This is a genomic window from Prevotella aff. ruminicola Tc2-24 (assembly GCF_900110895.1).
Taxonomy (GTDB): Bacteria; Bacteroidota; Bacteroidia; order Bacteroidales; family Bacteroidaceae; genus Prevotella.
Genome location: NZ_FOIQ01000003.1, coordinates 273,534 through 286,559, shown reverse-complemented (window position 1 = coordinate 286,559; position 13,026 = coordinate 273,534). Strand labels below are relative to the sequence as shown.

General features: G+C 51.9%; 11 protein-coding genes and 1 riboswitch. All 11 genes read left to right on the top strand.

Annotated elements, in window-relative coordinates:
* Positions 1–100 precede the first annotated feature (100 nt).
* The 11 genes from BMY63_RS07515 to thiD all read left to right on the top strand — a co-directional run bounded on the left by BMY63_RS07515 (position 101) and on the right by thiD (position 13,015).
* On the top strand, positions 101–3,463 hold the full coding sequence (locus tag BMY63_RS07515; RefSeq protein WP_091915750.1) for a TonB-dependent receptor: 3,363 nt from the start codon (positions 101–103) through the stop codon (positions 3,461–3,463).
* Between the two features lie 27 nt (positions 3,464–3,490).
* On the top strand, positions 3,491–5,077 hold the full coding sequence (locus BMY63_RS07510) for a BACON domain-containing protein (protein WP_091915748.1): 1,587 nt from the start codon (positions 3,491–3,493) through the stop codon (positions 5,075–5,077).
* A 3-nt stretch (positions 5,078–5,080) separates the two neighbouring features.
* Positions 5,081–6,148, top strand: a complete 1,068-nt coding sequence (locus BMY63_RS07505; protein WP_091915746.1) for an endonuclease — start codon at positions 5,081–5,083, stop codon at positions 6,146–6,148.
* A gap of 117 nt (positions 6,149–6,265) precedes the next feature.
* Positions 6,266–6,366, top strand: a riboswitch (TPP riboswitch).
* 78 nt (positions 6,367–6,444) lie between these two features.
* On the top strand, positions 6,445–6,642 hold the full coding sequence (gene thiS, locus BMY63_RS07500; protein ID WP_091902422.1) for a sulfur carrier protein ThiS: 198 nt from the start codon (positions 6,445–6,447) through the stop codon (positions 6,640–6,642).
* Entirely contained in the window at positions 6,632–7,267 is a 636-nt protein-coding gene (locus tag BMY63_RS07495; RefSeq protein ID WP_091902425.1) for a thiamine phosphate synthase, read from the top strand. Before thiS ends, BMY63_RS07495 begins: the two co-directional genes overlap by 11 nt.
* A complete protein-coding gene (locus BMY63_RS07490) occupies positions 7,260–8,033 on the top strand; it encodes a thiazole synthase (RefSeq protein WP_091915744.1) in 774 nt (257 codons plus the stop codon). Before BMY63_RS07495 ends, BMY63_RS07490 begins: the two co-directional genes overlap by 8 nt.
* Positions 8,034–8,049: 16 nt before the next feature.
* Positions 8,050–9,744: a phosphomethylpyrimidine synthase ThiC gene (gene thiC, locus BMY63_RS07485; RefSeq protein ID WP_091915742.1), complete on the top strand. Its 1,695-nt coding sequence runs from the start codon at positions 8,050–8,052 to the stop codon at positions 9,742–9,744.
* Complete coding sequence (locus BMY63_RS07480) at positions 9,741–10,553, top strand: HesA/MoeB/ThiF family protein (RefSeq protein ID WP_442512584.1); 813 nt, start codon at positions 9,741–9,743, stop codon at positions 10,551–10,553. The genes thiC and BMY63_RS07480 overlap by 4 nt, the downstream gene beginning before the upstream one ends.
* A 4-nt stretch (positions 10,554–10,557) precedes the next feature.
* A complete protein-coding gene (thiH, locus tag BMY63_RS07475) occupies positions 10,558–11,691 on the top strand; it encodes a 2-iminoacetate synthase ThiH (protein WP_091915738.1) in 1,134 nt (377 codons plus the stop codon).
* Complete coding sequence (locus BMY63_RS07470) at positions 11,688–12,224, top strand: thiamine phosphate synthase (protein WP_091915736.1); 537 nt, start codon at positions 11,688–11,690, stop codon at positions 12,222–12,224. The genes thiH and BMY63_RS07470 overlap by 4 nt, the downstream gene beginning before the upstream one ends.
* Positions 12,215–13,015, top strand: coding sequence for a bifunctional hydroxymethylpyrimidine kinase/phosphomethylpyrimidine kinase (gene thiD / locus BMY63_RS07465; protein ID WP_091915734.1), 801 nt, complete (start codon positions 12,215–12,217; stop codon positions 13,013–13,015). The genes BMY63_RS07470 and thiD overlap by 10 nt, the downstream gene beginning before the upstream one ends.
* Positions 13,016–13,026: the final 11 nt, after the last annotated feature.

The following is a 13,026-nucleotide window of genomic DNA, read 5'->3' as shown; positions in this document are numbered from 1 at the left end:
TTTTATAACATTAAATCGGATAATTTCGCTATATTTGCAGCGCAAAAAATATAATAGGTTTGTAACCTACTGATTAATTAATTAAAACATTCTTAGATTTATGCAGAAAAGATTTCTCTTTCTGGTGGCTATGATGTTAACGTTGTCGTTGACTATTATGGCGCAAATCACAACATCAAGTATGGCTGGAAAGGTGACGCTCGACGATGCCAACGGCGAGGATGTCATCGGTGCTACAGTTGTGGCAGTACACGAACCTTCCGGTACTCGTTACACGGCAGTGACAAACACCTCTGGTCGTTTCTCTATCCAGGGTATGCGTACGGGCGGTCCTTATGAGGTGACTGTCTCTTACATCGGTTTCCAGTCAAAGACGCTGAAGGGCATCACCCTGCAGTTGGCTGAGACTTACAACCTCTCTGTATGGCTCTCCGAGGATGCCAACGAACTGGCAGAGGTGGTGGTCAGCGGTAAGGCTTCGAAGTTCGCCGCTGAAAAGACTGGTGCTGCTACGAACATCAACAGCACACAGATCGCTAACCTTCCGACGGTCAGCCGTAGCATCACGGACGTGACCCGCCTGTCTCCTTATGGCGGTAACGGCATGAGCTTCGCTGGTAGTGATGGCCGTAATGCCAACTTCACTGTTGATGGTGCTAACTTCAATAACAACTTCGGTCTTTCCGACAAGTTGCCTGGTGGTGGTAACCCGATCTCTATCGATGCTATCGAGGAGTTGCAGGTGGTGATCTCGCCGTATGATGTCCGTCAGACCAACTTCATCGGTGGTGGTGTGAACGCTATCACGAAGTCGGGTACGAACACCTTCAAGGGCAGTGCCTACATCTATCATCAGAACGAGAACCTGCGCGGTGATGCAGTTAAGCGTCAGCAGATCCTGAATGCTCGTGAGAAGGATCAGAAGACCACCTATGGTTTCACGCTCGGTGGTCCGATCATCAAGAATAAACTGTTCTTCTTCGTCAATGGTGAGATGATTAAGATTCCTACCGTGGTGAATCGTTGGAGAGGTTCTGAGGATGGTGTTTCTGATCCCGACCGTTATATCTCTCGTACCACGAACAAGGATCTGGAGGCTGTCTCTAAGTACATGGCCAGCAAGTACGGCTATGATACTGGTAGTTGGACTGCCTTCCCTGCTGATGAGAGCAACTACAAGCTGATGGCCCGTCTGGACTGGAACATCAACGATAAGCACAAGGTGGCTCTGCGTTATAACTACACGAAGAACAATATCTGGAACTCACCTAACGGTACCTCTATGGATGGTGGTACACGTATGGTCAGCTCTCGTATGTCTCCTATCTCCATGTCGTTTGCCAACTCCATGTACTCGATGGAGAACCTGGTACACTCATGGTCACTCGACCTGAACAGCCGTCTGACGGAGAACCTCTCCAACCAGTTCCTGGCTACCATCTCTAAGCTCGATGATATACGTGGCACCAACTCTTCTGAGTTCCCCTTCATCGATATCACAAAGGACGGTGATAACTATATGGCTCTCGGTTACGAGTTGTTCACATGGAACAATGCCGTTCATAACACTATCTGGAACATCAAGGATGACGTGACCTATTACATGGGCACGCATAAGATTATGGCCGGTGTGACCTTCGAGCATCAGATGGCCGACAACCAGTATATGCGTAATGGTTCTGGTTACTATCGTTACAACCTGACCGATGATATGTATGTTGGTGGTGTCGTTGATCCTGCTGCTCTGTTCAATAGCACACCAGAGATCTTCTGTCTGACCTATGGTTACGATGGTGAGACCAAACCTGCTGCACGTGTTCAGTTCAACCGCCCGGGTGTTTATGCTCAGGATGAGTGGAACGTCACGGACAAGTTCAAACTGACCTACGGTCTGCGTATCGACGGTCTGTTCTTCAACAACAGTGACTTGCTGACCAACAATGCTATTAAAGCACTCGATTATAATGGTAGTCACATCGATACAGGTAAGTGGCCTAAGAATAGCATCACCTTCTCACCTCGTCTCGGTTTTACCTATGATGTGTTTGGTGACAAGAGCTTGAAGGTACGAGGTGGTACCGGTCTCTTCTCTGGTCGTCTGCCGCTTGTGTTCTTCACGAATATGCCTACCAACGGTGGTCTCGTGCAGTATCAGGCTCAGTTGAACGGCAAGACAATGGTATGGGATGGAAAGACCAATGCTCCTGCAAAGGGTTATGCAAACTATTCTGGCGCCTATACGACAGATGATAAGACTGGTAACCGTTATATCGACATGACCCAGTTCGCTGGCGGTCCGATGACTAATGTCGATGCGATGATTGCAAAACTGCAGTCACTGGGTTATCCAACAACCGTTTCTCCTGAGGATGGTACCGTTCCTTCTGCTATCAACGGTGTTGATCCTAAGTTCAAGATGCCGCAGGTATGGAAGACCTCTTTGGCTTTTGACTATCAGATTCCTGTTAACTTCCCGTTCACGGTGACTGTTGAGGGTATCTACAACAAGACCATCAATGCGGCTTCTATCTCTGACTGGAGTATCCCTAATGTCGGTGGTTTCTCTCGTTTCAATGGTATTGACAACCGTCCCATCTATCCTGCAGGCTTCCGTACTGGTACCAAGGCTTTCGTGCTTGAGAACACCAGCCGTGGTTATGGATGGAGCGCTAACATCACTTTGAACGCACAGCCTACTGAGTGGATTTCTCTGATGGCTGCTTATACTCACACTGTATCTAAGGAGGTGACCGGAATGCCGGGTTCTGCTGCTGAGTCTGCCTTCACATATGTTCCTACGATTGAGGGTCCGAACAACATCAAACTGCATAACTCTCAGTATGTAACACCTGATCGTATTGTGGCTGATGCTACGATCCACGACAAGAGCGGCAACCACTATAGCTTCGTCTATGAGGCATGGCGCGGTGGTTACAACTACTCTTACATGATGGTCAATGATATGAACAGCGACGGTTACAACTACGATGCACTTTATATTCCGACCGACGCTCAGGTGGAGAAGGGCGAATTCCGTTTCGTATCTGCTGATGATGCTAAGCGTTTCATGGACTATGTTCATAAGGACGACTATCTGAAGAACCATCAGGGTGAGTATGCCGAGGCTTATAGCCTTTACTCTCCTTGGGTACACCGTGTTGACTTCGCTTATAAGCACGACTTCAAGGTGAATGTAGGTAAGACTTCACATGCCCTGCAGTTGACATTCGATATCAAGAACGTTCTGAACCTCTTCAACTCTTCATGGGGTGTTGCCAAGTATCTGAATACTGAAATCGGTACAGATCCGCGTATCCTGAAGTACGAGGGTGTTGACGCAGAGGGTTATGCTACCTTCTCTACGCCTTCTGTCATCAACGGCAATACGAAGACATGGTCACCGAACTACTCACTTGGTCAGTGCTGGTATGCTTCTATTGGTATCAAGTACATCTTCAATTAATAGTATAAAAGTAAAAATCTAAAGAATATGAAACTTAGATATTTCATTCCGTCTCTTCTGGCAGTGGTGGCTTCAGTGTTTACTGGCTGCTCTGAAGACTATGATCCTACATATCTCGATCAGATTCAGGTGTCACAGTCGTATGTTGCTCTCAATACCAATGGCGGATCAACAAATATCACCCTCACGGCAAAGGGAGCTTGGCAGTTCGAGAAAGTCATCAAGATGACAACGAAGGATGCTGAAGGAAAAGACGTGGTCTCATACGTTGAGACACCTGCTTGGCTGCAGGTAAGTCAGTTGTCTGGAAATGCTGGTGAGACGACTCTGACATTCAGTGCTGAGGCTGGCGAAGGTCGTAACTGCGAACTGAAGGTCTCTTGTAATGGTCAGACCCAGATTATTAACATTATCCAGGGTGTTGCAACAGTCTCTACCGCTACTTGTGCAGAGGTGATTGCTGGACCGGAATCCAAGACCTATCGTGTGACCGGTGTTGTGACCAAGATTGCCAATACGACCTATGGTAACTGGTATCTGAAAGATGCTACCGGTGAGGTATATATCTATGGTACGCTTGATAAGAAGGGTGCAGAGAAGAACTTCCTCAGCCTCGGTATTGAGGTGGGTGACGAGGTTACCGTGGAAGGTCCGAAGCAGCTCTATAACGGCACCGTAGAACTGGTGAACGTCACCGTTGTAAACATCAATAAGTCATTGATCAAGGTCGACTCACTGAGCGTTGCTGGTGAGAAGGTGGCTGCCGTAGCTCTGCCTCTCGAGGGTGGTGAGGTGACGGCTCACGTCACTTGCAAGGGCGATGGTATCAATGCCGAGATTCCTCAGGACGCCAAAGACTGGCTCTTTATCTCAGCTGTAACTTCTAACACCATCACGTTCCGTGCCCTGCCTAACACCGCTGGCGACCGTAGCACGACCGTGACCCTTAAGACCTATAAGGATGGTAGGGAGTACACCTCACAGTTCGCTGTCGCTCAGGCTGGTGCTATCATCGATGCCACCGTGGCTGAGTTCCTCGCCGCTGAGGTGGGAGATACCCAGTACCGTCTGGAGGGTGTCATCACAGCTATTTACGACAGAGACAACCAGGGCAAGAGCTTCTATATCAAAGACTACACTGGTGAGACACTGGTTTACCGTGCGGAGGGTTTCCTCGACAGCGGTATCAAGGTTGGTGACGTGGTGACCGTTCTGGGTAAGCGTGGCGCCTATAAGGACAGTCCGCAGATGGTTAACGGTTCTTGTGTCCTGAAGCATGCCGTGAAGGCTGTTTCCATCGCAGAGTTCCTGACCATGCCCGACGACAAGAACGTCTACTACATGGTGACAGGTAAGATCAGCTCGCTCCTTGGCAGCAACGGTAAGGAGAACGACTATGGTAACCTCTACATCAAGGATGGTGACAACGAGCTTTATGTCTACGGTACTTATGCCGGATGGAATGCTCAGGGTGATGCCCGTAAGTTCTTCATCGCCGACAATGGTCTGAAGGTAGGCGACGAGATCACCATCATCGGCTACAAGGATACTTATAAGGATCTTGTAGAACTGTGTCAGGGTGTCTGCTTCTCGTTCAAGAAGGCTGGAGAATAATTTATGAAAAAATATGTATTACTGGTGATGTCATTATTGGCATCACCAGTTGTTTTCTCACAAGGGCCGAACGATACTGGTGCCTACTACCAGGCGGCCGACGGTAAGAAGGGCTCGGAACTGAAGACGGCGCTCTTCCAGATTATCAGTCCGCATACCATACAGTCGTATACACCTGGTGTATGGAATGCCATCAACTCTTACGACCTTCGCGAAGATGGGAAGATATGGGAGATTTATTCCGGTATTTCCAATTTCACCCCTGTGACGGATCAAGACAAGGGTGAGGATATCGATGACGAGGGTGTGGTGTATAATCGTGAGCATGCGATGCCAAAGAGTTGGTTTAATGAGAGCACCCAGAAAAACAACACCACCGAGGTGTATCCGATGTATACCGACCTGCATCATCTGTTTCCGACCGACCGTTCGGTAAACTCCATACGCTCTAATTATCCTTATGGTGAGGTAGGCGAGAACATCACGAAACAGTCGAAGGACGGCTTCTCTAAGTTCGGACGTTGTGTCGACAGTCTTGGTTACAAGATATCCGGGCAGAACGGTCGTGTCTTCGAACCCAATGATGAGTACAAGGGTGACCTGGCCCGCGTTTATTTCTATATGGCCACCTGCTATGAGTCGTACAAGAATGAGAAAGGTGTTACCCGCAGTCCAAAAGACTGGGATAAGAGTGATAAGACGATGCTCGATGGAAGCGTCTTTCCTTTCTTTAAGGGATGGGCTCTGAAGATGCTCCTTCGTTGGGCGCAGCAGGATCCTGTCAGCGAGAAGGAGATCCGTCGCAACGAGGGTATCTATGCCATCCAGAAGAACCGTAACCCCTTTGTCGACTATCCAGGACTGGAGCAGTATATATGGGGTACGGCCACCGATGTGGCTTTCAGCTATGACAACTATCAGTCTGTTGTCACCGGCATCTCTGCGCTACATCGTGAGGCTTCACCGGCGGAGAACAATCATATCTATGATCTCAGTGGCCGCCGTGTCGATGGCCATCGACTGAAGAAAGGCCTCTATATCCGCAATAAACGTAAGATTGTCGTGAGATAAACGGAACGAGCCGTCGCCTTCGCATGAGGTCGATGGCTCGTTGTTTTTGTGCTCGCAAACAAAAACGGACTTTTTCTTGCAGGAGTGAAAATAAATGATTACTTTTGCAGCGTCAAAAAACGATACTCGGGGTGCAGAGGCCACGTGCCGAAGCTGAGATGATACCCATAGAACCTGATGCGGGTAATGCCGTCGCAGGGATGTAGTAGAATCAAAATCATATATTTTAGAGTAAATAATGCCTCGAGTAGCAAGTGACAACACTGGCTGCTCGATTTTTTTTGTGCTTATACGTCATGAACGTGCAGATTAACAACCAAGACCATCAGACCGAGGCCCGTAACCTACAGGACCTTGCTATCGAACTGCAGTTGCCTCAGAAGGGCGTGGCTGTAGCTATTGACAATCAGATGATGCCCCGTGGAAGTTGGGCGCAGACCGCTCTTCAGGAAGGTGCTCGTATCGTCATCATTAAAGCCGCATGTGGAGGATAAGGTGATGTTGCAGTTTATCTCCCATTGTACAGAACGTTACACCTATCTCGACTCCATTCGCCTGGCCCTTGAGGGCGGATGCCGATGGATACAGTTGCGGATGAAGGACGCTACCGATGAGGAGGTGCGACCCATAGCCCTTGTCGCCCAACGGCTTTGTCATGAGGCCGGTGCTACGTTCATCATCGACGACCGTGTCGGCCTGGTGCGTGAGCTCCATGCCGACGGCGTGCATCTGGGACAGAACGATATGCCCATCCGTGAGGCGCGTCGCCTGTTGGGCGATGGTTTTATCATCGGTGGAACGGCCAATACCTTCGATCAGGTACGGGCTCATTACGAGTCTTCTGCCGACTATATCGGTTGCGGTCCTTTCCGTTTTACCACCACCAAACAGAAGCTCGCCCCCGTCCTTGGACTTGATGGCTATCGTACGATCATCAGTGAGATGGAAGAGGCACACATCCACATTCCTATTGTCGCCATCGGTGGCATCACCGAGGAGGATATCCCCGATATTCTCCAGACCGGTGTCAGTGGCATCGCCCTCAGCGGTACTGTCTTGAGGGCCGATGATCCCGTTCAGAAAATGAAACAATTAATCAATACAGTCAACCATGAGTAAATTAGTTATTGCGGGGCGTGAGTTCGGTTCCCGCCTGTTCTTGGGTACAGGAAAGTTCAACAACAACGAGCTCATGGCCCGTGCCATCGATGTCTCTGGCACAGAGATGGTCACCGTCGCCATGAAACGTGTTGAGCTCGACGATCAGAACGATGACTTGCTGACCCACATCACCCGAAACCAGAAGATCCAACTGTTACCTAACACCTCTGGCGTACGAAATGCCGAGGAGGCGGTCTTTGCCGCACAGATGGCGCGCGAGGCATTCGGCACCAACTGGCTTAAGCTCGAGATTCATCCCGACCCGCGCTATCTGCTGCCCGACTCCGTTGAGACTCTCAAGGCCACCGAACAATTAGTGAAGCTCGGTTTTGTGGTACTGCCTTATTGTCAAGCCGATCCCACACTCTGTAAGCACCTGGAGGAAGCCGGTGCGGCTACCGTTATGCCACTAGCCGCACCTATTGGCACCAATAAAGGCCTGCGCATGAAAGACTTTCTGCAGATTATCATCGAGCAGGCCACCGTGCCCGTCGTGGTCGATGCTGGCATCGGCGCTCCCAGTCATGCTGCCGAGGCCATGGAGATGGGTGCCGACTGTGTGTTGGTGAACACCGCGATCGCCGTGGCCGGTGATCCCGTAGCGATGGCCGACGCCTTCCGTCAGGCCGTCATCGCCGGTCGTCAGGCTTTCGAGGCTGGTCTGGGAGCTATCGCCGACAGTGCCGAGGCTTCTAGTCCTTTAACTGCTTTTCTGAATTCTTAATTCACATTTTTCGATTATGATCAACGATCACAAGGCTTACGCCCAGCGTGAGAAAGCATACATGCCGGGCCAGTTGTTCCCCTATATCCGTGTCGGTATGACCAAAGTCAACCTCACTCCTACGGTGACGCGCGACGAACACGGTGTGCCCCACATGGAACCCAATGCACCAGTATATATCTATGATACCAGCGGTCCTTTCTCCGACCCTGCGATAGAGGTCGACCTGAAGAAAGGTCTGCCCCGTATGCGTGAGCAGTGGATTCTCGACCGCAACGATACCGAACAACTCGCACAGGTCAGTTCGGAGTATGGTCGTCAGCGCCTGGCCGACACGTCGCTCGACCACCTGCGTTTTGAGCATATCCAGTTGCCTCGTCGTGCCAAGGCCGGGCGTGCAATCACCCAGATGGCCTATGCCAAGGCTGGCATCATCACGCCTGAGATGGAGTATGTGGCCATCCGTGAGAACATGAATTGTGAGGAGCTAGGCATCAAGAGTCATATCACCCCCGAGTTCGTGCGGTCAGAGGTAGCACGTGGTCGGGCAGTCATTCCCGCGAACATCAACCACCCCGAAAGTGAGCCGATGATTATCGGTCGTCACTTTGCCGTGAAGATCAATACGAATATCGGCAATTCCGCCACCACCTCGTCTATCGAGGAGGAGGTCGACAAGGCCGTGTGGTCTTGTAAGTGGGGCGGCGACACCCTGATGGACCTCTCCACTGGTGACAATATCCACGAGACGCGTGAGTGGATCGTACGTAACTGTCCTGTGCCCGTGGGTACGGTACCTATCTATCAGGCTCTCGAGAAGGTGGACGGTAGAGTGGAAGACCTCACATGGGAGATTTACCGTGACACGCTGATAGAACAGTGCGAACAGGGCGTCGACTATTTCACGATACATGCCGGTATCCGTCGTCATAACGTTCATCTGGCCGACAGTCGTCTCTGTGGTATCGTCAGTCGAGGTGGTAGTATCATGAGCAAGTGGTGCCTGTTGCACGACCGTGAGAGTTTCCTCTATGAGCACTTCGACGATATCTGCGACATCGTGGCCCAATACGACGTGGCCCTCTCGTTGGGCGATGGATTACGTCCCGGTTGTACGGCCGACGCCAATGATGCCGCCCAGTTTGCTGAGCTCGACACCATGGGCGAGCTTGTCACCCGTGCCTGGGACAAGAACGTGCAGGCTTTCATCGAAGGTCCTGGTCATGTGCCTATGCATAAGATACAGGAGAATATGGAGCGCCAGCTGACCCACTGTCACGAAGCGCCCTTCTACACCCTTGGACCGATCGTCACCGATATCGCACCGGGCTACGATCATATTACCAGTGCCATCGGTGGTGCACAGATCGCATGGCTGGGAACGGCTATGCTCTGCTATGTCACCCCCAAAGAACACCTGGCCTTGCCCAATAAGGAGGATGTGCGCGCGGGTGTCGTCACCTATAAGATTGCTGCCCATGCCGCTGATCTGGCCAAGGGCCACCCCGGTGCTGCTATCCGCGATAATGCCCTCTCCAAGGCGCGTTTCGAGTTCCGCTGGCGTGATCAGTTCCATCTCTCGCTCGATCCCGAGCTAGCTCTCCGTTATTTTGAGGAGGCAGGGCATACCGATGGGGAGTATTGCACCATGTGCGGTCCGAATTTCTGTGCCGCTAAACTGACCCATGACCTGCGTAAACTCAAGAAATGATGGAACTCACACGTGAACAGCGTCAGCGCTATAACCGGCATCTCATCCTTGAACGGTTCGGTCTGGAGGCACAGACACGTCTGTTGCAGTCGAAGGTGCTGCTCGTCGGTGCGGGCGGATTGGGCTCTCCCGTAGCCCTTTATCTGGCAGCTGCCGGGGTTGGTACCCTCGGTGTCGTCGATGGTGACACGGTTAGCATTACCAACCTGCAGCGCCAAGTCCTCCATACCACTGGTGATATCAACCGACCTAAGGTAGAGGTGGCTGCCGAGCGTATCCATACACTCAATCCCGACGTCCATGTGGAGACCTATGAGTGTTATCTGAGCGAGGCCAATGCCTTAGACCTGATCCGTCCCTACGACTTTATTATCGATGGCACAGACAACTTTGCCACGAAATATCTTGTCAATGATGCCTGTGTCATGTTGGGGAAATCCTTCTCCATGGGTGGTATTAGCCGTTATAGTGGTCAGCTGATGACCCATGTCCCTCAGTCGGCCTGTTATCGCTGCCTGTTCCCAGAGCCTCCTGCCAAGGAGGATGTCGAGACCTGTGCCATGGTGGGTGTTCTGGGCAGTATCGCTGGTATGCTGGGCACTGTTCAGGCCACTGAATGCATCAAGTATCTCACGGGGGTGGGCGAGTTGCTCACCGACAGTCTTCTCACTTTCGACGCTCTCACCATGCAGTGGCAGCGTTTCACCTTCCCGCAGCGGCCCGACTGTGCCCTCTGCGGCGCTCATCCTTCTATCCATGAACTGAAGGAATATGCTTTTCAACCCTGTCAATCCAAAAACAACAAATAGAATCATGTTCTCAGACGAACTCAAAAACATCAGTTGGGACGAGACCACCGAGCGCATTGCCTCGATGACCGATACCGATGTACGACGGGCTCTTGGTAAGAGCCGTTGCGATGTCAACGATTTCATGGCTTTGCTGTCACCGGCGGCCGAGCCATATCTGGAGACGATGGCGCGCCTCTCACGCCGTTATACCGAGGAGCGTTTCGGACGCACCATGTCGATGTTCATCCCGCTCTATATCACGAACTCCTGCTCGAACTCGTGCGTCTACTGTGGCTTCCATCGCGAGAACCCCATGGCGCGCACCATCCTCACCCCCGAGCAGATAGAGGACGAGTACCGGGCCATCAAACAACTGGCACCCTTCGAAAACATCCTCCTTGTCACGGGTGAGAACCCGGCCAAGGCAGGCGTGCCTTACCTGGCCAAGGCCATTGATATCGCTAAGCGATATTTCTCGAATATCAAGATCGAGGTGATGCCCTTGAAGATGGAGGAGTATCGGGAACTGACCCACCACGGACTCAATGGCGTCATCTGTTTCCAGGAGACCTACAACAGCGACCATTACAAACTGTATCACCCACGAGGCATGAAGAGCCGTTTTGAGTGGCGTTGCGACGGCTTCGATCGTATGGGACAGGCGGGCGTGCATTCCATCGGTATGGGCGTGCTCATCGGACTTGAGAAAGAGTGGCGCACCGATGTGACGATGATGGCCTATCATCTGCGCTATCTGCAGAAGCATTATTGGCGTACGAAGTACTCTATCAACTTCCCCCGCATGCGACCGGCACAGAACGAGGGGTTCCAGCCCAACTGCTTCATGACCGATCGTGAGTTGGCGCAGGCCACCTTTGCCATGCGTATCTTCGATCACGATGTTGATATCTCTTATTCTACCCGTGAGCCGGCCTATATTCGCGACAACATGTGTACGCTGGGTGTTACCACGATGTCGGCTGAGAGTCATGTCAATCCCGGTGGCTACCACACTTATCCGCAGGCATTGGAGCAGTTTACCGTCAGCGACGAGCGTACGGCCAGGGTCATCAATGCCCGGTTGAAGGAGCTCGGTCGCGAGCCGGTATGGAAAGACTGGGATGCCTCGTTCGACCTGTTCAAGAAGTGCGTATGATCATTGTCATCACTCGTCCCGAGTTCTTCGTGGGTGAGGCCGCACGTATCGCGGAACTGCTCACCAGCGGAACGGCCGATCTGGTGCATCTCCGTAAGCCGTCGTCCACATCCGACGAGATGGAACTGTTATTACGTCAGTTGCCGCCCGTCCTCTACGACCGTCTGGTGCTGCACGACCATTTCGATCTGGCCGTCCGTTACGGTCTTCGGGGTGTTCATCTCAACCGTCGTAACCCACAGCCGCCCATGGGGTGGGAGGGGAGTGTCAGTATCTCCTGTCATTCGCTCGCAGAACTCGCTGAGTGCCGCTGTCAACCATATGCCTATATGAGCCTGAGTCCGGTCTTCGACAGCATCTCCAAACAAGGTTATCGTTCGGCATTTACCAAAGCCCAACTCGATGAGGCGCGTCGGCTGGGACTTATCGACCAGCGTGTCATGGCCTTAGGCGGCATGACCTTTAATCGTGTTAAGGAAGTATTACAAATGGGCTTTGGAGGAGCCATGATCCTCGGTGACGCATGGAAATAGTATTGACCATCGCTGGTAGTGACCCGTCGGGCGGTGCCGGCATCCAACAAGACCTCAAGACCATCACGGCACATGGTTGTTATGGTGCTACGGTCATCACTTCTATCACTTCGCAGAACACGCTGGGTGTCCTGTCGTCGATGCCTGTGCCGCCTGATGTGGTGGCTTCACAGTTGCGTGCTGTGCTGAGCGATCTTGAGCCGACCGCCATCAAAATCGGCATGTTGCCTAGTCGTGCGGTTGCCGAGGTCGTGGTGGAAATGTTAACCGATTATCTCCGGTCACAGAACCCTGTCGACGTGGCGGTGGTCTATGACCCCGTGATGGTTTCGACCAGCGGCTATCCTCTGATGCAGCAGGATGCTATCGACTATATCATCCAAAAGCTCTTCTCCCTCTGTACTCTTGTCACACCCAACCTCCCTGAGACCGAGGTGCTCTTGGCAAAAGTCAAGGATAATCATTTGGTGGCCGATATCCAACAGTCTGGGCGTATATTAAGTCAGTATTATGCCACTGCCTTTCTACTCAAGGGCGGTCATGCCGATGGTCCGCTGACAACCGACTGGCTCTTCGAGACCGACGGCACCGTCTGCCCGTTTACCACTGAACGGATTGCCACCGGCAACCTCCACGGCACTGGCTGTACGCTCTCGTCGGCTATCGCCGCCCGTTTGGCACTTGGCGATCGTCTGTCAGTAGCTGTAGGGAAAGGAAAAGACTATGTGACGGCTGCCATTCGGCGCTCCGTTGATAGTCATATTGGCCACGGAAACGGGCCATTGATATAAAAAAGAACGAA

What these genes read in the sequence shown, in the direction of transcription:
- BMY63_RS07470 (WP_091915736.1), top strand. Translation starts at nt 11,688, where the DNA reads ATGATCATTGTCATCACTCGTCCCGAGTTCTTCGTGGGTGAGGCCGCA.
- BMY63_RS07490 (WP_091915744.1), top strand. Translation starts at nt 7,260, where the DNA reads ATGAGTAAATTAGTTATTGCGGGGCGTGAGTTCGGTTCCCGCCTGTTC.
- BMY63_RS07510 (WP_091915748.1), top strand. Translation starts at nt 3,491, where the DNA reads ATGAAACTTAGATATTTCATTCCGTCTCTTCTGGCAGTGGTGGCTTCA.
- BMY63_RS07480 (WP_442512584.1), top strand. Translation starts at nt 9,741, where the DNA reads ATGATGGAACTCACACGTGAACAGCGTCAGCGCTATAACCGGCATCTC.
- thiC (WP_091915742.1), top strand. Translation starts at nt 8,050, where the DNA reads ATGATCAACGATCACAAGGCTTACGCCCAGCGTGAGAAAGCATACATG.
- BMY63_RS07505 (WP_091915746.1), top strand. Translation starts at nt 5,081, where the DNA reads ATGAAAAAATATGTATTACTGGTGATGTCATTATTGGCATCACCAGTT.
- thiS (WP_091902422.1), top strand. Translation starts at nt 6,445, where the DNA reads ATGAACGTGCAGATTAACAACCAAGACCATCAGACCGAGGCCCGTAAC.
- thiH (WP_091915738.1), top strand. Translation starts at nt 10,558, where the DNA reads ATGTTCTCAGACGAACTCAAAAACATCAGTTGGGACGAGACCACCGAG.
- BMY63_RS07515 (WP_091915750.1), top strand. Translation starts at nt 101, where the DNA reads ATGCAGAAAAGATTTCTCTTTCTGGTGGCTATGATGTTAACGTTGTCG.
- thiD (WP_091915734.1), top strand. Translation starts at nt 12,215, where the DNA reads ATGGAAATAGTATTGACCATCGCTGGTAGTGACCCGTCGGGCGGTGCC.